General features: G+C 38.4%; 18 protein-coding genes and 1 pseudogene. 17 read left to right on the forward strand and 2 right to left on the reverse strand.

Annotated elements, in window-relative coordinates:
* Positions 1-205: 205 nt before the first annotated feature.
* The 14 genes from QOX44_RS00005 (at position 206) to QOX44_RS00070 (ending at position 15,527) form a co-directional block, all read left to right on the forward strand.
* Positions 206-547 carry a nucleotidyltransferase domain-containing protein gene (locus QOX44_RS00005; protein WP_283680590.1) on the forward strand — a complete coding sequence of 114 codons (342 nt, stop codon included), beginning with the start codon at positions 206-208 and terminating at the stop codon, positions 545-547.
* Complete coding sequence (locus QOX44_RS00010) at positions 540-932, forward strand: HEPN domain-containing protein (protein WP_283680591.1); 393 nt, start codon at positions 540-542, stop codon at positions 930-932. The genes QOX44_RS00005 and QOX44_RS00010 overlap by 8 nt, the downstream gene beginning before the upstream one ends.
* An 84-nt stretch (positions 933-1,016) precedes the next feature.
* Complete coding sequence (locus QOX44_RS00015) at positions 1,017-1,316, forward strand: hypothetical protein (RefSeq protein ID WP_283680592.1); 300 nt, start codon at positions 1,017-1,019, stop codon at positions 1,314-1,316.
* Positions 1,303-3,093 (forward strand): hypothetical protein, encoded by a 1,791-nt coding sequence (locus QOX44_RS00020; RefSeq protein ID WP_283680593.1) that lies wholly within the window; start codon positions 1,303-1,305, stop codon positions 3,091-3,093. The genes QOX44_RS00015 and QOX44_RS00020 overlap by 14 nt, the downstream gene beginning before the upstream one ends.
* Positions 3,094-3,102: 9 nt before the next feature.
* Positions 3,103-5,271, forward strand: coding sequence for a cobaltochelatase CobT-related protein (locus QOX44_RS00025; protein WP_283680594.1), 2,169 nt, complete (start codon positions 3,103-3,105; stop codon positions 5,269-5,271).
* Between the two features lies 1 nt (position 5,272).
* The gene (locus tag QOX44_RS00030; RefSeq protein WP_283680595.1) at positions 5,273-5,944 is read left to right on the forward strand and encodes a hypothetical protein; all 672 of its coding nucleotides are present in this window, start codon (positions 5,273-5,275) and stop codon (positions 5,942-5,944) included.
* Between the two features lie 14 nt (positions 5,945-5,958).
* Positions 5,959-6,357 carry a hypothetical protein gene (locus QOX44_RS00035; protein ID WP_283680596.1) on the forward strand — a complete coding sequence of 133 codons (399 nt, stop codon included), beginning with the start codon at positions 5,959-5,961 and terminating at the stop codon, positions 6,355-6,357.
* A gap of 52 nt (positions 6,358-6,409) precedes the next feature.
* Positions 6,410-8,596, forward strand: a complete 2,187-nt coding sequence (locus QOX44_RS00040; RefSeq protein WP_283680597.1) for a hypothetical protein — start codon at positions 6,410-6,412, stop codon at positions 8,594-8,596.
* A complete protein-coding gene (locus QOX44_RS00045) occupies positions 8,571-10,979 on the forward strand; it encodes a hypothetical protein (RefSeq protein ID WP_283680599.1) in 2,409 nt (802 codons plus the stop codon). The genes QOX44_RS00040 and QOX44_RS00045 overlap by 26 nt, the downstream gene beginning before the upstream one ends.
* A 405-nt stretch (positions 10,980-11,384) precedes the next feature.
* Positions 11,385-12,257: a ComEC/Rec2 family competence protein gene (locus QOX44_RS00050; protein ID WP_283680600.1), complete on the forward strand. Its 873-nt coding sequence runs from the start codon at positions 11,385-11,387 to the stop codon at positions 12,255-12,257.
* Positions 12,258-12,268: 11 nt separating this feature from the next.
* Positions 12,269-13,024 carry a polyphosphate polymerase domain-containing protein gene (locus QOX44_RS00055; protein WP_283680601.1) on the forward strand — a complete coding sequence of 252 codons (756 nt, stop codon included), beginning with the start codon at positions 12,269-12,271 and terminating at the stop codon, positions 13,022-13,024.
* Positions 13,018-13,686, forward strand: a complete 669-nt coding sequence (locus tag QOX44_RS00060; RefSeq protein ID WP_283680602.1) for a DUF4956 domain-containing protein — start codon at positions 13,018-13,020, stop codon at positions 13,684-13,686. The genes QOX44_RS00055 and QOX44_RS00060 overlap by 7 nt, the downstream gene beginning before the upstream one ends.
* Before the next feature lie 57 nt (positions 13,687-13,743).
* Complete coding sequence (locus QOX44_RS00065) at positions 13,744-14,319, forward strand: RNA polymerase sigma factor (RefSeq protein ID WP_283680603.1); 576 nt, start codon at positions 13,744-13,746, stop codon at positions 14,317-14,319.
* Complete coding sequence (locus tag QOX44_RS00070) at positions 14,316-15,527, forward strand: anti-sigma-I factor RsgI family protein (RefSeq protein WP_283680605.1); 1,212 nt, start codon at positions 14,316-14,318, stop codon at positions 15,525-15,527. Before QOX44_RS00065 ends, QOX44_RS00070 begins: the two co-directional genes overlap by 4 nt.
* Positions 15,528-15,681: 154 nt before the next feature.
* Here the strand turns inward: QOX44_RS00070 and QOX44_RS00075 are convergent.
* A pseudogene (locus QOX44_RS00075) lies at positions 15,682-16,596 on the reverse strand (DNA/RNA non-specific endonuclease).
* A gap of 163 nt (positions 16,597-16,759) precedes the next feature.
* On the reverse strand, positions 16,760-17,191 hold the full coding sequence (locus tag QOX44_RS00080) for a ribonuclease Z (protein WP_283680606.1): 432 nt from the start codon (positions 17,189-17,191) through the stop codon (positions 16,760-16,762).
* A 691-nt stretch (positions 17,192-17,882) separates the two neighbouring features.
* Between QOX44_RS00080 and QOX44_RS00085 the strand changes: the two genes are divergently transcribed.
* The 3 genes from QOX44_RS00085 (at position 17,883) to QOX44_RS00095 (ending at position 19,884) form a co-directional block, all read left to right on the forward strand.
* Positions 17,883-18,338 carry an Hsp20/alpha crystallin family protein gene (locus tag QOX44_RS00085; RefSeq protein ID WP_283680607.1) on the forward strand — a complete coding sequence of 152 codons (456 nt, stop codon included), beginning with the start codon at positions 17,883-17,885 and terminating at the stop codon, positions 18,336-18,338.
* 162 nt (positions 18,339-18,500) lie between these two features.
* Entirely contained in the window at positions 18,501-19,076 is a 576-nt protein-coding gene (locus QOX44_RS00090; RefSeq protein ID WP_283680608.1) for a 50S ribosomal protein L25, read from the forward strand.
* 313 nt (positions 19,077-19,389) lie between these two features.
* Positions 19,390-19,884, forward strand: a complete 495-nt coding sequence (locus QOX44_RS00095; protein WP_283680609.1) for an HD domain-containing protein — start codon at positions 19,390-19,392, stop codon at positions 19,882-19,884.
* Positions 19,885-20,137 lie beyond the last annotated feature (253 nt).

Below are 20,137 nucleotides of genomic sequence, written 5' to 3' on the forward strand. Positions count from 1 at the left end.
GATGGATGAGGTCAGCTTCCGCTGCGAGTGAAATGGAGCGGGTGCGTTAGCAGAGTTGCCTGTATCCTGAACGGGCGTATGATAAATCATGTATGAAAAAATTTGCCAACGATTACTTGACAGTAACAAAAATATCTGACAGAAACGTTGCTGTTGAAGTTTAGGATGAAAACAGTGTATAATGACCATAACAGGAGGGGTGTCTATGTGTACGAAAAATGAATTAAGTGACATTATACAAAAGCTGACGCAGATATACCGCACTGTATATGGTGGAAATCTTGTTGAGGTGATTTTGTATGGTTCTTATGCTAGAGGAGATTATAATAATGATTCCGATGTAGATATTGTAGCAATTGTTCGGGGAGAACGCGAAACGTTGCAGGAACAGTTAAAGCAGGTATGGGATGCATCCTGTGAATTGGAATTGGAATATAATACCATACTTTCTCCAACTGTGATTCCTTATGAAGAATTTAAACGATATCAGGAAGATCTTCCATATTACCGCAACATTGTAAAGGAAGGAGTGGTCATTAGTGCTTGATAACCGCGAAGAACTGGTAAAATACCGCTTGGAAAGTGCAAGGGAGCGTTTAAATTCGGCAGAGGTATTGCTGAAAAATGGAAATTACAAAGATTCTATAGGACGATCTTACTATGCGATGTTTACTGCTGTTCGGGCGTTGCTTGCGAGGGACGGAATTGATTATTCAAAGCATGCAGGTGTGATTTCTTATTTTCAGAAAGAGTATATTAAAACGGAACAGTTTGATAAAAAATATTCGAAATATTTAAGTCAGGCTTTCCAAATCAGGAATAACACCGATTACTCAGATTTCTTTGTGGTGTCACATTCAGATGCGGAAGAACAATATGAAAGGGCATTGGCGTTTTGGGGTGTGATTGAGAGTTATTTGAACAAAAAATAGAAGAAGCTGCTAAAAAGATCTGGCGGGATATGAAAGAATGAATTTCATATCCTGCCTTTTTCGTTTGGGAAAGGAGGCGGTCGTTTGGAAAAAGAACTGATTCTTGCATATTACCAAAATCATGAATGGGAACTGGAAGAGAAATATTTAAAGGAAGATAAAGGATATCAGGAGCGGGAAAAAGAATTGAAAGAATCGGTTGCGGTTCTGGAGCCACTTTTAAAGGAACTGGGACATGAGATCTGGCTGAAGGTCGATCGGGTATTGACTGCTCATAACCAGTGTGAAGCGTATGCGCTGCAGGCGATGTACGCAAAAGGGGTAGAGGATGCCTGTAGGATTTTTTGCCCGATACGAAAGGAGGAAATATATGGCAGAAATTAGCATGTATCAGGCATGGACAATGAAACTGCCTCTGCCAGAACCGTTTCAAAAGCTTATGGAACAGGCAAAGGGAAAGCGTGTCAGTTATGCAGATGCAGACTGCTCCTGTTATAACAAACGCGAAAAAGGAAAGATGACAAAACTCCATCCCCCTACCTTATCAGCAATTCTTGGGTTGCTTGAAATTGATTCAGGAACTGCGCCAGGCGGCTGTGGTATTCAGAAACGGAAAGAAGTGGACTATTTTCTTATGGAATACGAAAAAGAGGGCAGAACATATATTCTGGTATACAACTACCGTAATGGGCGTTTTGCGGGACAGGTACAAACCGAAAAAGGAATGGAATCCCTTCCATGTGTTGTTCCCGGAAAAGATACCGGAGAAGAATATCTAGCGGTTCTTGCATACGCAAGCCTTCTGGAAATTAGTCCGCTGTATGACTCAGAATTTTCCAATCATTTTTATGCATTAGGACATCAATATCAAAACGGCTGGACGGATCCGAAGGAAGCACTCCATTCTGCGTTTGTATGCTGTGATAACCTATACCGCAGGCTGAGCGCTGCGCCAGAAGAGGCAATTCCGCTGGAGCAGTCCCAGTTTTGTGAAGAAGGAAAGATGGAAAGGCTTTCCCATTTTAAAATACAGCTTGGTATTTACGCACCAAATGATCATATATGGGGAACTTTTCAGTACCTGACGGTACAAAATACAACGACAGTTGGACAGCGTACGATTGCTGACATGAAAGAATTATATTCCTGTAACTGGGACGTTCCAGAGAACTCCCGAAGCCGGATCCCTCATTTGCCGGAGAGCTATCGGGTAAGCGAAGGCGCAGAGGAAATCCTCCAGAGGATTGTGGATACGCCTGCACGGATGTTTATGCTGACCGGAAGCGCTGGCGGAGGAAAGACAACGGATGCAAAGATGATCGCGCAAATCCTTGGACTTCCTTATTATGTATTTACCTGCGGGCCGGATACAGATGAGTTAAGCCTTTTATCCAGCACAGTACCAAATATGGGAAAGAATCCTAACACACTTCCAGAATTTCCTCGGTTTGAAGATATGCAGATGGATCCAGCTACGGCACTTGCTGTTATAAGTGGTTCTTATGAAGCAGAAATTGGGGCAGAAGACGCTTTTCAAAAGATCATGGAGGCGGCTTATCAGAAGGGATATGAACAGGCAAAGAATGAAAAGGATTTTTTATTAAAGGAATCGGAAATTGTAAAAGCCTGCCGGGAAGCCTGTGTTTTGGAAATCCAGGAGCCGTCTGCAATTGAAAAACCTGGAACTTTGGTACGCTTAAATTCTCTTTTCGATGATGGGGCATGTACTGATCTGGTAAATGGGGAAATTCTGAACCGGAATCCAAATACCATCGTCATTATGACAACAAACCTAAATTATGCCGGATGTCAGGGATTTAATGCTTCTGTCATATCACGCATGGCTTTGGTTCAGCATAGGGAAGATTTGTCTGTAGAAGACATGGTACAGCGAGTAATGGAACGTACCGGTTTTGCAGATGAGGAACTGCTTCTGTTTATGGCATCCGTGGTAAAGAAAATCCAGAAACATCTGGAACAGGAAGAAATTCAGGGAGGCATCTGCGGATATCGAGAACTGGAAAATTGGGTATGGAGCTATCAGACAACAGGAAATCTTTTGAAATCGGTTAAGAATACGGTGATCAGTAAGGCGGCTTTTCTTCCGGAGGACCGGGAAATACTGATGGATACCTATATTCTGCCGCATGTCAGTGAGTAGGAAGGATGGATGCGAATGAAAAATTCTGATTATCAGAAAAGAATCCGCTCAGAGACAGAAAAGGTCTGTCCCAAAGAAGTGTTTGCTTCCGCTTCGTATCTACGGATGATGAAATCGGTGGCATGGGAACTGACCGGCGGCCGACCGGTAAACGTAAGACTCTATTATTTTCCAGGAGAGGATCGGCTGGGCTGGTCTGATGGAAAAACAGTTGGAGTAAATTATGGCAATGGCCTGACGCAAAGTTTTCTGACTATGGAGCAACAAAACTTAAGTGTAACCGGTATTTTAGCTCATGAATGTGGGCATGAGGTTTTATCGGATCACGGACTGCGCATGCATTATACAAGGGGGATGCTGGAGGGAATCTGGTATCCCCGTCCGCCAAAACCGCAAAACGAAGAGGAAAAAAAATCTTTGGAGCAGATCCGCCATTACTTTGAGAAAAAAGACCAGATGGCGTTGTCATTAATCGTGCAGGTAGCCAGATACTTACATAATCTTCTGGAAGATGTCTATGTGGAGGAAATCATGTGCCGCCGTTTTCCGGGAAGTGCCAAAAAAGGAATCCTTCTGAATCGGGAACGAAACGTGGAATGGCTTCCCACACTGCGGGAACTGTTACAGGAAAAAGAAGATGCGGTGTCCATTTTAATGAACTTGTTTGCCCAATATGTGCTGTCCGGAAGAGTTAATAACTGGACACAGGAAGAACATCCGCTTCTTGATACCGTAAAAGAAGCACTTCCGGCTATTCAAAAGGGAATTTATGGAACCAATCCAAGTAGCCGCGTTCTTGCTGTCAATCAGGTACTTCTAAAGATCTGGAAATACCTGTACGAGATCATCCAGAAAATGGAAACGGAGCAGGAAAAAGAGGAGGAGGATTCTCAAAATCAGGAAGCGGAAGATAAAGAAGAACCACATTCCACACAACAGCCTGCAAATAAAGAAACGTCTCTTGGGGAGGGCAATGCTTCAGACGAAGAAAAGCCTGCTGGCTGTGACACAACGCAAGATTCGGAAACTTCGGAGGAAAAACAAGAAGTTTCCCCTATGGAGGCTTATTTAAGGCATCTTGCCGCACGTATGCCGAAGTTTGTACAAGATCCAACAACCGGAAAGCAGTTTCGTGACTTACCAAAGGATGTTTCCTGGGACGGCGATTGGGATGCAAACTGGGAAGTGCCGGAAGAAAAGGAAGAAGCAAAAATTCCAGTTATGGTAATTGATACAGAAAGCAGCCTGCAGGAACTTTTATATCAAATGGCAAAAGAACGGGTGAACGTACAGGTAGATGCAGAAATCCAGCAGGAACTACAAAAAGAACTGGACGAGGCAGATTTTGATACAGGACACCGGAAAGTAAAAAAGAGCGTATGCCGGTTATCTGAGATAAGTGAACAGCAGGAAACACAGTATCAGGAGTTTTCTCGAAAAGCAAAAAAGATACAGCATCGCCTTCAGACAACCGTACTTCCATTTTTGAATATTAGTGGAACTCGAAGGGAACGGCGGCTTTTTATGGGAAAGAAGATTGACATGAGAAGCATAGCACAGCCGCAGGGCGCTATTTACTGCAAGGATTATCCAGGAAAGAAATTGGATGCAGCAATGGCGGTACTTCTGGATTTGTCGGAATCTATGTCTGGAAAACGATTAGAGCAGGCAAAACTTGCCGCATTATGCCTGTATGAATTCTGTCGAAAAGTAGGAATTCCAGTATTGATTTACGGACATCATACAGATGGATATTTTCACCAAAATTTGGAGGAGGAAACAGTATTTCTGCATTCTTGTGCAGAGTTTGCTTCGGACCGAAAAGACGGTTACCGTATTACAGCATTGAAACCCAACGGTGCAAATAGGGACGGCGTTGCAGTGCGCTTTATCGGAAGGAAACTGGCACAGCGAACAGAACACTGTAAATTGTTTGTCCTGATCAGCGATGGGCTTCCAAACTCGAACCAATACAAAGGAGAAGCTGCAAAAAAAGATTTAATACAAATAAAAAAGGAACTGGCCGGACAAGGGATTTCCTTTCTTGCAGCGGCGATAGGAAGTGACAAAGAACGGATCCGCGATATTTACCAGAATGCGTTTTTGGACATCTCAAATATAGAGGCTTTACCGGTCACACTGGCAAAGAAGGTTGCACAGGAATTAAGGAGGAAGTAGCGTGAAAGAAGTAAATCAGGAAGTATCAAAACAGATTAGTGTATATAAAACAAATACAGCTCTTCTGGAACTAAATAACTGCCTGCGGCCAGCATCTGCAGCTGTACCCTGGCATATCCATGCACAGGGACGGCAAGACGAAGCTGGATATTCCCTGATCCGTGCAGTGATGGTGGATTATGCATCGCGAGATCAAAGTATCAGCGTATATGCAAACCTTACGCCGGAACAGGTACGTTATCTTTATGTTCAGATTTGCCGCGGGATCGAAGAATTTTCTTATTTCCAACAAAAAATATTCAAAGACAGTCAAAAATCAGGAAGGGGGATTGTTACCTGCTTTTCCATGTGCCGCCATACTTTTGATGCCAAAGGGCAAAAGCGGCGTCTGCCATGGACGGTAGAAATACAAAATGGAACGGGGAAGCTTGCACACAACAAAAATGGCGGTCAATTTTGTGAAAAAAGATCTTATATAAAAGAGCGGGCGGTATCTGTAAGCCTTCAGGATGAGGACATATTTCTTTTGTTCGCAAGGGCAGAGGCGGTCATACGAGCCTTTGAACAAGACGCTCTCTTCCGAAAGAGAAACGCCGGCAATTTTCAGAAGCTGTATCAAATGATGGAAAAGCTAATCTTGGGAGTGTCTGATTTCACAAAAAGGGCAGTTTGATTTAAGGAGCTATTATGGAAGAGAGTAAAAAGAATAAGCAGCCCTATTTTCGGACCGGCTATGTGATCGAACTAGAACAAGATCGATATTTTTCCGGTTGGCAGGGGGGCAGGATCTGCGGCACTTCTGTAGAAGGAGCCAAATATTTTGATACTGCAAAAAGAGCAGAAAGTTATGTGCGAAGACATCTGGGCTTCCTAGGATTTTCAGCCTGCCTTTGTCGGGTCTGTTTTGTGTTGGTAGAAACGGAGACATTGGAAACGGACTGGGAATTGATTTCGGATGAAAATGGAATTGTCAAATTTACATCTTATGAAGCTGCAAAAAAATACAGGAAGGAACATATGCTGCAGGAGCATACGATGATAGAGCTTTTTGCTTTTCGTGAAAAAAGCATGCAGATAGCAGCATAGGATAGTTGTACAGGGGCTGGAAACAGTCCCTGCTCTACTTAGGAGGATATTTATGGAATGGAAGATTTTTGATGCGCTGATCGATGAAACGCTATATGTTCAAATGAAAGAGCTTATTTATCTGTCCTGTACAATGGAAGATAAATACAGGCGAAAACAAACACAGGAAACGTATGATCTTTTCACAAAGACGGCAAGTACTTCCTTAAAAGAGACCTATGGATTAAGCTATCCGGGGGAAGTATTGGAACGTCTTGGAGAGCACAGGAAGATCACCCCAAAGGAAATACGGACACTGGGGCTTGCTTTGGCAAGAACAAACGAACTACAGGAAAACAGTATGTTTGTAGAAAATCAATTATCCGTATTTTTGAAGAAGCTATTTGCCCTTCCAATTGAGATGGATCCTTTTTTACTGTGTATCCGATATGTACTGGATAATAAAAATAAAATATCTTATTACAATTCCTTACTTCAATATGCTTATACATCCGTTGCAGAGATTTTAGTTGTGCTGTCATTTTTTCCGCAGGACGATATCATTTGGGATAGAGTAAAAGGTCGCTTGAATGAATTGATTGGAAAAAAACGCCAGATTTCAGTGCATGAAAACCTGCCCGTATATGTTTATCTGAGCCAACATTTTTCTTTTCGGATGAAAGGCTACCGCAAAAAGGATCTGGAAGCATTAAAGTACCTGATGCGGCTGCCATTTTCCAGTGTTTTAGGAAGTGGAAAGCTGGCGGATCAGAAATTAAAGGAAAATGGATACGATTCAATGGAAGTGCTGTTTTTAAATGAGGTTTTAATTCATGAGGTAAAACATCCGGAAACGATAGCCGCATATTCGATTACAGCAGAAAAACTGGCGATAGAGTTTTGCAGAAAAGTTCTGGATTCAGAGCAGGAATTCCCGGAACCGTTTTATGAATTATGCAGAACTCTGTTTGGAATATATAAGTCCTTTAATCCTAAAGTGCAGGGATATGACAACCTGCCGGCAGCATTGGGGCCGCTGGTAAAAATTAAAAATGTAAAGTCGTTCTTCGTCCTTCATCCCTATATGAATGATACAGACCGCAGGCACTGGAGGCAGATTGATCTGACCGATTCTAAATGGGACATTTTGTATGGAAGATTATCAGAGAAAAACTATAATCTTTGTGTGACCGAAACCTTAGAAGCAGAACAGGATGCGGAAAAATTAAAAAACAGTATTCTTCATTACCGGGAACTGACCGGAAATGATTATACAACTCGGTTCTGGGAAAAAAGTATCTGGCAAAATCAAATTATTTTTACCCATCTCGTAAATAAAGAGGTACTTCCGGCAGCAGATCTGATGGATACATTTTTAACGGAATACTTGGAAGACGAAAAAAAGGCTGTTGATAAATGGAAGAACATGGTCTGGTATCTTCACGCATATTGCAAAGGAGTGAAGTATCCTGCTGTTTTTCCGGTACTGGAACACTATGCGGAAAGAATAGGAGTTGCAGACCTTCCGCATATTTTTGCGGCGAAGGAAATTTGGGAAAGCTGCTTTAAGAGAAATGATGGTTATTGCAGGAGCAATCAGTATGAGATGGATTTGATACGGGAGTTTTTGACACCTGAGCAACACCAGAAACTGTTTTCCTGGATTGATGCCTATATTTTTCAGTATCATACTGGACAATATCGCTGTTTTTTACTGCATGTACTTTCGCAGGAAAAAAATCTTCTCTGGCTTCCGAAAGAAGATGCAACAGATATATTCCAGTATCTTGGAGATGTAATCGGAGAATTTGAGCTTCCGACACAGCTTCGGAAGCTTTATTTATCCGAGCAGGAACAGGAAGAATTAAAAAAACGAGAATTGCTGAAAAAAGAAGAACAGGAGAACCGGGAGCTACAGTATGATTTGCGTGAAATACGCCATACATTTTCTGTGATTGTTGCAAAGACCAGAAAAAAAGCTGGACAGTTTCAGAAAATTGGATCTTTTTTGAAAATGTGTAGGCGGAAGCATGAACTTTCAAAGTATATTGCCTCTTATCTGAGGGATTATTTTGCAAGGGAACCGGTTTATTTATATGAGCCGCAGGATTTGGAAGATCTAGTATCCCTGCTTACCTTTTTATATTGTAAAAAAGCAATGCAGCTAAAAGAAATCAAAGACATTATTTGCAAAGTGGAGGAAATACCGTATGAAGAAAATCAAGGAACAGGTCATGGAGCATCTGGAGATAGTAAATAGCATGGAAACAGCAGGAATCCCTTCTGGATTTTTGGAAGAGTATGGAGTGAATGCCTGTGAAACAGCAGTATTTGCTATTTTAGGGTGTGGGATAGAACGTATTGTAAAAAAGCTTCCGGAAAAAGGCAGAAAGTATTTTATACAAGATCCGGATATAGCAAAATTCCTTCGGAAAATACAAAAGAAAGAAGAACTTCTCATTCATCGGTTATGCAGCCTTTTTTTGCAGGCAGGAAATGAAAAAATATCTGCATTGGACTGGAAAATGGTAGAAGAGGTTTTATTTGACGAAGAAATTCCGGCAAACATTCAGTATCCGTTTCTATGCTATTTCAAGGCTCTAAAACTTTCTGAAAACCAGATACAACAAGTCTATCAAAGCCTGGAGCAGTACCCGAACCAGACAAAAATTCTTCTAGGCGAACTTTGCGAGGAAGAACGGGCACTGCTGCTGGAACCATTGTTTACGGATAATTTTCTGGCATCCATATGGGAAGATCGAAACGGATGGAAAGCACTGATAAAACCGGGTGTATTTTCAGTGGTACAAAGAATCCATGAAATAGCTTCTGCACAGCAAGAATTGACAAAAAACCAGCTGTTCCAAATCGCTGAAAAGCCGGAGGAAATCCATGTGTTATTAAGTAAGGTACTTGTTTATTTTCAGGAAGAACAATATCCTCAGTTTTGTGAACGGTGGCTGGAAAATAATGCTCTGTGGGCGGATTTAAGGCAGATGGACCGGATTCTTCCAAGGATAACAGAGAAACAGGAAATCCTTGATAGTCGAATTGGCTATGTATGTGCATTATATCATGCCCATTTCGAGAAACTTTCTGTAAGAGAGTTAAATTGGAAACAGGAAGAGTTGATACTCTACGCACTTGTTTATGGTAAAAAGCATTTTCTTAAATTGGTGGATGCACAGCATGAAGATTTTGAATATTTGCCGTACCACAACATGCTGTTGGATAAAGATGTTTACACGCATTATTTAAACATCAATACCATAAATGAAAAAAATCTGCGTAACTGCCGCTTCCTTTCGAAATTTACCCCAAAACAGAAAGAATATTTAAACCGACCGTCTTATACCTTTGAAGAATTGGAATTTCTTTTACCGCTGGATCCGGCGTACATTTATTTTTATGATCGGTTGGAACTTAAACGAAGTGATGACCGTCTACGCGTAACAAGGGAATTGACAAGCCAAGATTATAAGTTTTCCCTTTTACATGAGGAAAAAATTCAGAAGCTTGCGAAAAGGATCTCTCAAAAACCTGTATCCTTGTGGCAACAGCAGGAAATGGGGCATATCAGTGAATTGAAGTTGGTATGCGTTCTGGAACTTCTGGCAGACTGGGAACTATATGAACGCTTTATACCGGAAATCGGTAATGAAAGTCAGGCAAGGTATCTAATTCGTAATCAGAAAATAATACAAAAATATGAAACATTTACTGATTTTCAAAAGCATATGCTGCAGGAAGATAGTGCATGGTTATGGCTGAAGAAAACACTTCCATTTTCAGAAACATTTATTCAGGCAAACGAAGAACGAATCCGCAGCTTTATCAGTTCTGGAAGTGCGGAAATCGTTTATCAGTTTTGTCAGAATACAGAGAATAAATGGGAGAGTGTACGGCGTCTTCTTGCGGCAGAACTGATGGGAGAGTTTCATAAGCTAAAGTATTATACTTCAGATTTGGAACAGGAGATTGCATATCCGTTAGCGAAAGAAACAGAAAAAATGTGGCAGGAAAATCTGGTCCGAACCAGTAAAGCTGGAAAACTATGGGAAGAAGATCGGTTTATCCAGGTACTTCAAATCGGTGAAATTCCTGCACACACTTGTCTTTCCTATCAATCTGGTACCTATAAAGAATGTCTGTTATCTTGTTTTGATTCGAATAAAAAGGTTCTTTATTTAGAATGGGGTGGAAAAATTGTCTTTCGAGCTTTACTACGATTGACAAAAGGTTCCTGGAAAAAGCATCCGATGCCAGCCAGTCATGTGGAGTTTGCTGACCTTACGAAAGAGAAGCCGAATCAAGAAAATATACCAGAAGAGCTGGTTCTGTTTTTGGAACGTCCCTATTTTAAGGGTTTAAACAAAAAAATGGAAAAAACAGTAATGCAGCTGGTAGAAAATTTGGTTCAGGAAAAAGCGAGAAAGATTCAGGCACGACTGGTTATCAGCATGAGTTATTATGGATATCAGGCATTTGAGCATTATAAATGCAGAGAATACTATGTGTATATTTCAGCATCAAAAAATGGAAGTCAGTATCTGGACAGCTTGGGTGGTGAAACAAAGATAAGTGAAGAAGGCACTTACGGAAAAAATGAGTTTTTGATTATGGAAGAAACAATCTTGAAATAAGTGAAGACGCGTGTTTCGTAAAAGGCAACAGATTCCCTATAAGAGAAATCTTATAGGGAATCTGTAATCAATATGTCTAGCGATATGCGTTTCTAAAGGTTGAAAAGCTCAAATTCTCTTGTAAGTTGGAAGAGTGTAACCCCAAATAAGATCTAAGAATTCCTGTAAAACTATAAAATATTTAAATTTTTTTATGGCACAAGAACTTTACCAGAGAAATTTCAGAAATTATAGAATAGCGATTTTGCTTCATTTTTCAATCAACGGAGAATGAGGCTTTTTTATAATTGGGATAGAGATATTCGCAATTTGTAAAAAAATGTAAAAAAAATAAAATCTATGCAATAAAACCTATTTCTGCAGCATTGTATTTATAAAAGGAAGAAAAAAGGGGGAAAGAAATCTATGAAGAAAAAAGGGAAACAAGTGATGGCGGTTTTATTACTAATCATTTTATCAAGCAGCATTCTAATTCTGACGCTCGCAAGACAACCGGTACAAGGAAAACAAAAGGATGTGCTGAAGATTGTTTTGCTAAAGGTTGGAAAGGCAGATGCCATTATTGCACAAGCAAACGGAAAAGCAATCGTAATAGATGCAGGTGAGGAAGAAGATGGGGAGGAGATAGTTACATATTTAAAAAATCAGGGACTCTCCAGAATTGAGGCATTGATCATTACACATTATGATCGAGACCATGTTGGAGGTGCAGATACTTTAGTAGAAGAGATGGAAATTGGTGAAGTGATTATACCGGATTATACGGGAAGCCACACAGAATATGTAGATTTTATTACTGCATTAGAAGAAAAAAGAATTGTACCAAAGAAACTAACGCAACCGATGGAATTTACGTTTGGTGAGGCAACTGTGCGAACGGAGCCCCCATTATCGTATGATAATACAACGGGTGCGATAGAAATGGATAATAACTTTTCATTGATTACTACAATTACGCATGGACACAATCAATTACTCTTTATGGGAGACGCAGAAAAACAACGAATCCGCTCTTGGCTAGATCAAGAAAACGATGTAGCATGTGATTTTATAAAAATTCCACATCACGGTGTTTACAATACGGCTCTTCGTGACCTTCTGGAAGCATCCGAACCGGAATACGCGGTAATTTGTTCTTCTAACAAAAATCCGGCAGATGTTCCGACACTTGAACTTCTAAAACAATATGGTGTGAAAACTTATCAAACCAAGGATGGAAATGTCACCGTATTAAGTGACGGAAATATGTTGGAATTAAAACAAGAATTAGAACATTAGGAGGTGTTTTTATGGCACAAACAGTTTTTAATCGCTACGAAAAAAAGTATCTGATGCCCGAAGAAATATATCAGGAACTACGTTACCGGTTGCAACCGTACATGCAGGAGGATGCATATGGCCTACATACAATTTGCAATATTTATTATGACACACCGGATTCGTATCTAATCCGCCATTCCATTGAACATCCGGCATACAAAGAAAAGCTTCGATTACGTAGCTATGGTATTCCCACACTTGATTCAACAGTTTTTCTGGAAATCAAGAAAAAATATCATAAAATCGTTAATAAACGTAGAATTCAGTTAACTTTACAAGAAGCATATGATTATGTGGAACATGGCATGCGGCCGCAACAGGATAGTCAGATTTTACATGAGATTGATTTCTTTTTGCATAGATATCCGTTAGAGCGTGGCTTGTATCTTGCATACGATCGGATTGCATTATTTGGGCGGGAAAATCATGATTTTCGTATTACATTTGATCAGAATATCCGTAGTCGTCATACTGCAATGGGATTGGAAAATGGAGACTGTGGACAATTGCTTCTTCCAAAAGGATATTATCTGATGGAGAGCAAGGTAATGGGTGCAACACCACTTTGGTTTACGGAAATTTTATCAGAACTTTCAATTTATCCGGTATCATTTTCTAAATACGGTAATATTTACAAAAAGGAACATCAAGCGTTTCATTTTGATGACATGATGGTACATAGAATGGAAAATTGGAATAAAATTAGGAGGGAAGAAGTATGTTAACAAGTATATTTCATGCAGGTACATTTCGTTTGGAAGCAGTTGCAGCAGCTATGGCAGCAGCTTTGATTCTTGGTATTATAATTGCAAGCTTATATCGTATAACAGGAATACATATTAGCAGCTTTGTGGTTATTCTTGCGGTAATGCCATTACTGGTTACAACAGTGATTATGATTGTAAATGGTAATCTTGGAACATCGGTTGCGGTACTTGGTGCTTTTGGATTGGTTCGTTTTCGAAGTGCACCAGGAAGTGCGAAGGAAATAGGTTTTATTTTCTTTGCGATGGCGGTGGGACTAGCCATTGGAATGGGCTTTTTATCGCTGGCTGTTTTGCTTACAATTGTAATTGGAATTACGATGATAATTTTAGAAAAAGCTCATTTTGGAAATGATACTTCCAGTGAACGTGAATTACGTATTACCATTCCGGAAGACATGAATTACACAGGCATTTTTGATGATCTGTTTCAAGTTTATACGAAAACATCACACCTAGAGCGAGTAAAAACAACAAATATGGGAACGATGTACGAGCTTTCATACCGAGTTGAACTGCGCAATATGGAAAAAGAAAAAGAATTTATTGATGCGCTTCGGTGTCGTAATGGAAATCTCTCGATTATTTTGGGACTTGTACAACGAGAAAAAAATGAATTATAATGGGAAAGAGAACAGATGCGTCAATACACAAGCATCTGTGGATAAGGAGAATCTGCTATGCTGGTATTTGCTGCTGTAGTCAATGATGGACCACAAAACAAAGAAATAATTGAGCTTGACGAAACTATATTTTACAGAATTGGAGCCGGAGACAAAGAAGCTTTCTGTGAGTTGTATGCAAAAACAAGCAATGCCATTTTTTCTTATGCACTTTCTATTTTACGTAATCAACAAGATGCAGAGGATGCCATGCAAGAGACATATCTGAAAATTCGTTCTGCTGCCCACCTTTACCAACCAGAGGGCAAACCGATGGCATGGGTGTTTACAATTGCGCGTAACATTTGTTTAATGAAATTCCGCAAAAAAAAACATGCGTCTGTTGTTTCATTTGAGGAAATGCAGGAAACACCGGATTGTAGTAAAATTAAAGATCGGGAGGATCGTATTGTACTGGAAACGGCATTTCGAATTTTAACGCATGAAGAATGCCAGATTATCGTGTTGCACGCAGTGACAGGGTTAAAACATAGGGAAATTAGTGAGTTGCTACAGTTGTCTTTGTCAACTGTTTTATCAAAATATAACAGAGGGCTCAAAAAGCTGAGAAAACAGCTTGAGGAGGAATTATGAAAAAAATTACAGATTCCTATTTAAAAACACATTTAAAACATGCATTGGCACAGCTTGTTCCAGAACGAGCAGAAATTATTTGGAAAATGCCAATAGAAAAGGCATCTGGAGAGGAATGGTATCTGGATGGTGTACGAAAACCGAAAAGGCATATGGGAAAAGTGATTAGTATAATGACTGCAACTGTGGCAGCGTGCCTTGTAATTTGCCTGATGTCTGTACATATGCTGAGTCAGAGAATATCGGCAACAATTTATTTGGATGTAAACCCAAGTGTGGAATTTCAGATTAATCAGAAAGAAAAAGTACTTCAGGCAACAGCGAATAACCAAGATGGCGAAACGATTCTTGAAGATATGGACTTGAGACATACAGATCTTAATGTTGCATTGAATGCAGTTCTTGGTTCTATGGTTAAACATGGTTATCTGAGTGAAGCTCAAAATATGGTATTGCTTTCGGTAGACAGTAAAAATCCGCAAAATGCGAATGCGCTTTGTAATCGGCTCTCTGGCGAGATAGAATCGTGTCTTGACTCTTTGCTAGGTACTGGAACTGTTTTTGGTCAGGAAGTCCAAGTTGACGATAAGCTAATTGCTTTGGCAGAAAAATATGATATGACACCTGGAAAAGCATTCTTGTTACAAAGCCTTATGGAAGCAAATCCGAAGCTAAATTATGAAACGATGTCTGATATTCCTCTGCATCAGCTTCCTTCCTATTTAAATGAAGAGGGTATGAAACTGCAAGATTACGTGTATATTACCGGGAATCAGGATGTATTGGATGATGATACTGCAGAAGAAACAGAAGTGAAAGCCAGTGAAGTAGAAGAAGAATTAAGAGAAGAAACAGAAGAGGATGCGGCTGAGGCAAGAGAAGAAGCAAAGGAGAAGGCAGAAGAAACAGCCGAAAAATTAGAAGAGGCATCAGAAAAGAAGCCGGAACGAGTGCCGGAGTCTGAAATAGTACAACAGGAGCCTGATGCGAATTACGATGACACAAATGATGGAAGTATAGAAAATTACAGCAGTGATGATTTAGAAGATAATGATCCCATAGTATCAAACGAAGTAATAGAGGCTTCTGATGACTACGATGATAATGATAGTAGTGTTTCTGCCTCTAGTGATGATTTTTCTTCCGATGATGAAGCATCCTCGTTAGATGAAGAGAATGACGATTCGGACGATTCTGAAGATGATTAGTTATGAAGAATGGATGTCCGTTTCTGAAATTCTGGTAAGAATAGCTTTTATGTAAGTTAAAAATTTTCTGAATGAGAGAAATCTGTTTGCAGTATTCGACTACTAAAAGAGAGAGACGTTGTAAAAGTTCCTTTAAATTACAACGTCTCCCTTTTTATGGATTGCATCGTTTACATGGTGAATAGCCGCGTTGAATTAAGTCATCTCTTGTACCTAAAAATTCCGTTTTGTTATCATTTTTTATTTCATTTAAACTAGAGCAGCTTGGTAAATGAAATTTTTTTGTATTTGTATTTAGAATATAAGAATTTTCGGTAGCCCCAGTGTTCTTTGGAGGAGAATTTTCAAATCCAAGTTGACTTTCTCCAGTAGTGTAATCAATAGTGATGCCGGGCTGTACATTATAACAATATATTAAAAAGAATTGCATCTCCATTATTTCTTACTGACTTAGCTTCTATCTGACTCCGCTTGCAACTAAATTATCACCATCGTACACAGGGGTGACCTGATATAACACATGATTTCCAGTTTCTTTTATGTAATCTGCCACCATATTTTCGAATGGCAACATTCCTTCTATATTTAAATATCTAGTTCCAGTGATTAAATTTTGCGTATTAGCATTTTCAGATGTCAATTGAAAGCCTATCAAATGACAACGATTATATAGATATTTCCCATCTACACAATCATATTTTACAGTATGCCAACCGGAAGGTTTAACTTGGCTGATAGAATCTCTGTCTTCTGTTGGCATTAAGTCAGGACCGATATTTGCAAATGCTACACCACATCTTCCTAAATCATCTAAATCACTATATATTTCAAAGGATTTTTCTTTTAAATCGGAATCTGCAAAATTGGGAATATTATTTGCAATTGTAATATAAGGCTCGCCAGAATAGGCGGGTAATGCATCTATACTAACTGTGGGTTCAGTTTCTACAATAATCTCCCAAGAGTCTTGATTTTCAGAAAAGTTTCCACGAACCTCTGAACTACACCCACTAAGGAATAGAATAGAAACTGTTATAAGGAGAAAACACTCTTTTTTCCATTTATTCATAAATTTAACCTCTTAAATATTATGTTTTATAATACCATTGACTGAAAAGAGGAGCTTTGCAATTGGTTTGGTGTAAGATAATAATCAGTCACATTGGCTTTTGCAAAATTATGGAAATTATATTTAGTAAAATAACTGCATACTATGTTCGATATATTTTTATTTATAAGATAGGGAGAAGTCGATCATATACCTCCATTGTTATCATTTCATGCGAAGAACCAGTAAAATTTTCTGAATATTTCAATTTCCAATTTCCATTAGCAAGATCAATATCAAAAAAGAAATCTCCAGGATAATTTCGATTCCATTTAAATAGAATAATTTTTTCAATCCATGCTTCTGATTTTTTAAGAGATACGTTTTCTATAAAACAATATTCGCCCGGAGCAGCTTCATTTAATAAATTATCATCAATGTTTAGTTGAGGACAACAGGAAATATTTGCAAATTGCTTTTCTGTGTAGTGGTTTACCCATAGTTTACTGTTACTTGTTATTTCTAAAATCTTTTTACAAAGATTTTTATCTTGACTTTGGCGTCGATGATTAAACATAAGACCATTTCTATTATCAATAGCAGCAATTATAATCATATATTATTATTCCTTAACAATTACCAATAGTATTAACTTTTGTTTTTTATAATGATTTTTTTTAAAATAATTCTACTTTTAATTAAGAACTTTGTCTTTTATATTATATCAGTTTTTAAATGTTACCACAAGAAAAACGTATCAGGAAGAAACCATATTGGTAGAAAAAGAGAAGGGAGGAATGCATAGCTGATGCCGCATATTTCATCTCATATCCTCTCGATTGGATGAGAATAATATCAATCTCAAAGTTATACAGTATGTAATGGGGGCAGGATGCTTTCGTGGACATCCGTTTAGCAGCGATTGTAGCGAAGACTATTCAGATGTACAGATTACCATGAATATTTCTAAAACATTGCCGAAATGTCTCATGTGGAAAATGAGATAGCCAAAATGAGCCTGCCAGGAACTGTACCTGCTGTGGTATAAACATAAGTCGTGTCGTAAAAAATATAGTCAAATCAAAAAAATCAAGTGCGAAAGCAAGCGAAAACTCTCTGCAAAACCCGTAAAATCAAGGCTGCACAAATTATTTATAAAAAAATTAGCACTCAAGCGTTGACATTGCTGACAATGCGTGATATATTACAAATAGAACAAATGGGATATGAAGTTATATTTGCTTTTTACATTCCAGTTCCAAAGAAACAAGGTTAATGAGCATAGAAAAGAAAAGGAGTGATGATTTATGTTGATGCCGAGTATTTTTGGAGAAAATTTGTTTGATGAATTTTTTAATGATTTTCCGATGTATGATGTCAGAGATATGAGAAATTCTGAAAAGATGTTATATGGCGGAAGATTAGCGTCTTTTATGAAAACAGACATTAAAGAGTTGGAGAACGGTTATCAATTAGAAGTGGATTTGCCTGGACTAAAAAAAGAAGATGTAAAAGTTTCATTAGAAAATGGCTATCTAATGATCAAAGCTGTTAGAGGATTGAGTCAGGATGAACAGATTGGACATTATATTCGTAGAGAACGCTATGCAGGTTCTTGTACACGAAGCTTTTATGTAGGTGATGATGTGCAGCAAAATGATGTGAAAGGTGAATTTAAACATGGTATTTTGACATTGTTTGTTCCAAAGAGAAATGCAGAACAAATTGTTGAGCAGAATAAATACATTGCCATTGAGGGCTGACAATCGTGAATATCTTGTTTTAATGGTTATCACTGCAACCCTGATTTCGATAAGTAAAAATTGAGATTTCTTTTTATAAGTTTTGCTTCTCAAACAATCGAATAATCACTAAGCAAATGATAGTACATGAAATATAAAATCAGAATTTGGAGGAAAAGATAAATGAATACTTTAAAAGCTGAAAAACGGAATATGGATGTAAAGGCCAAAAAATTGAGAAGAGAAGGCTTTGTCACAGGTAATTTATTTGGAAGAGAGATTGAAACATCAATTCCTGTGAAGATAAACAAAAAAGAAGTAGAACGCTTGTTAAAGACGAACCATAAGGGAAGTCAAATTGTACTTGCTGTAGATGAAAAGACATATCATGTACTGATTAAAGATGTAGTATACAATTCAATGAAACATTGTGTGGAAGAGATAGATTTTCAAGCACTTGTCAGCGGGCAAAAAGTACATTCCGTTGCAGAAATTGTATTACAGAATCATGAAAAAGTGAATACAGGAGTATTGGAAGAGTTAATGAAAGAAATTTCATATAGAGCGCTTCCAGAGGATTTGATTGATCAAATAAGTGTGGACGTTGGAGATATGAGAGTTGGAGATACAATTCGTCTCAAGGATCTTCCAATTGCAAGCGATGAAAAAATAGAGCTACTATCGGATCTTGATGAAGTGGTTGTAACAGTAACTGCTGTTAATAATAAGATTCCAGAGGAAACTGTAACAGAAGAATAATAGAAAGTACGAATACAATACAGAATACTCAGAATTTTTTTATTACTATAATCGTATTTGGTTTCCGGGAAACCATTTTGACGTAAACAAATCACATAAAATTTATATATAAATTGAAGAAAAAATTTAAAGGGTTTTAGCAAAGTTAAGCGAAAAAGAACGGAAAATTAAAAAAGTGTAGTATCGTTTTGAAAGCTATAAAAAGTTCCATAAATCTGAATTTTTACTTAATTTTTTAGATAAATACTTGCTTTTTCTATCAGAAGAGTCATAATGAGGGTAGAATATAATTATAGAAAGTGAGTGATTGCCGATGGATCTTCAGGTATCTGATGAAGTCTCAAAGGAGTATTTGGCAGAAGTATTGCCGATTCTAAAAAATGAGGAATTTCTTTCTCTCGGCAACTTTTGTCACCATCAATGGACAAACCGCTTAATGCACAGTATAAATGTTTCTTATGTCTCTTGGCTAATTGCCAAAAAATTTGGATGTGATGAACATGTTGCTGCAAGAGCGGGATTACTTCATGATTTCTGCCTTTATGACTTTAAAGAAAAAACACCGACTGGTGAAGCGCAGGCTTTCTATCATCCGAAAGCGGCTGCCGAAAATAGTGAGCGTGTATTTGCTATTAGTGACCGGGAACAAAATGCGATTCTTTCCCATATGTTTCCTCTTGGACCGATGCCGAAAAATAAAGAAGGATGGATTATTACTTTAGCAGATAAAGTATGTGCGTCTATGGAACTTTGTCATGTAGCAATAGCTTTAGAAAAAAATAATAGGATGGTAGTTTCTTCAATTTAATTATTGGCAAACAATGAAAAAAGGTGTTACAAGTTTTTAAATAAGCCTGTAGCATCTTTTTTTATTTTACTTGAAAAAAAGGTAAGCGGTATTTTTATGTATGATGCAGAAAATTTTGCAATTTTTTTTAGCTATTTCAATGCTTGATCTGTAGCTGATTTGTGATTGACTTAATGCTTGCGTTTCTTAGTGATTTATCGTAGAATAATTTTACTAATTTGGGTGTAAAACAAATCACAGGAGGTTATACGCT

This window comes from Parablautia sp. Marseille-Q6255 (assembly GCF_951230155.1).
Classification (GTDB): Bacteria; Bacillota; Clostridia; order Lachnospirales; family Lachnospiraceae; genus Choladousia.

What these genes read in the sequence shown, in the direction of transcription:
- QOX44_RS00005 (WP_283680590.1), top strand. Translation starts at nt 206, where the DNA reads ATGTGTACGAAAAATGAATTAAGTGACATTATACAAAAGCTGACGCAG.
- QOX44_RS00020 (WP_283680593.1), top strand. Translation starts at nt 1,303, where the DNA reads ATGGCAGAAATTAGCATGTATCAGGCATGGACAATGAAACTGCCTCTG.
- QOX44_RS00025 (WP_283680594.1), top strand. Translation starts at nt 3,103, where the DNA reads ATGCGAATGAAAAATTCTGATTATCAGAAAAGAATCCGCTCAGAGACA.
- QOX44_RS00035 (WP_283680596.1), top strand. Translation starts at nt 5,959, where the DNA reads ATGGAAGAGAGTAAAAAGAATAAGCAGCCCTATTTTCGGACCGGCTAT.
- QOX44_RS00040 (WP_283680597.1), top strand. Translation starts at nt 6,410, where the DNA reads ATGGAATGGAAGATTTTTGATGCGCTGATCGATGAAACGCTATATGTT.
- QOX44_RS00045 (WP_283680599.1), top strand. Translation starts at nt 8,571, where the DNA reads ATGGAGCATCTGGAGATAGTAAATAGCATGGAAACAGCAGGAATCCCT.
- QOX44_RS00050 (WP_283680600.1), top strand. Translation starts at nt 11,385, where the DNA reads ATGAAGAAAAAAGGGAAACAAGTGATGGCGGTTTTATTACTAATCATT.
- QOX44_RS00055 (WP_283680601.1), top strand. Translation starts at nt 12,269, where the DNA reads ATGGCACAAACAGTTTTTAATCGCTACGAAAAAAAGTATCTGATGCCC.
- QOX44_RS00060 (WP_283680602.1), top strand. Translation starts at nt 13,018, where the DNA reads ATGTTAACAAGTATATTTCATGCAGGTACATTTCGTTTGGAAGCAGTT.
- QOX44_RS00065 (WP_283680603.1), top strand. Translation starts at nt 13,744, where the DNA reads ATGCTGGTATTTGCTGCTGTAGTCAATGATGGACCACAAAACAAAGAA.
- QOX44_RS00070 (WP_283680605.1), top strand. Translation starts at nt 14,316, where the DNA reads ATGAAAAAAATTACAGATTCCTATTTAAAAACACATTTAAAACATGCA.
- QOX44_RS00080 (WP_283680606.1), bottom strand. Translation starts at nt 17,191, where the DNA reads ATGATTATAATTGCTGCTATTGATAATAGAAATGGTCTTATGTTTAAT.
- QOX44_RS00085 (WP_283680607.1), top strand. Translation starts at nt 17,883, where the DNA reads ATGTTGATGCCGAGTATTTTTGGAGAAAATTTGTTTGATGAATTTTTT.
- QOX44_RS00090 (WP_283680608.1), top strand. Translation starts at nt 18,501, where the DNA reads ATGAATACTTTAAAAGCTGAAAAACGGAATATGGATGTAAAGGCCAAA.
- QOX44_RS00095 (WP_283680609.1), top strand. Translation starts at nt 19,390, where the DNA reads ATGGATCTTCAGGTATCTGATGAAGTCTCAAAGGAGTATTTGGCAGAA.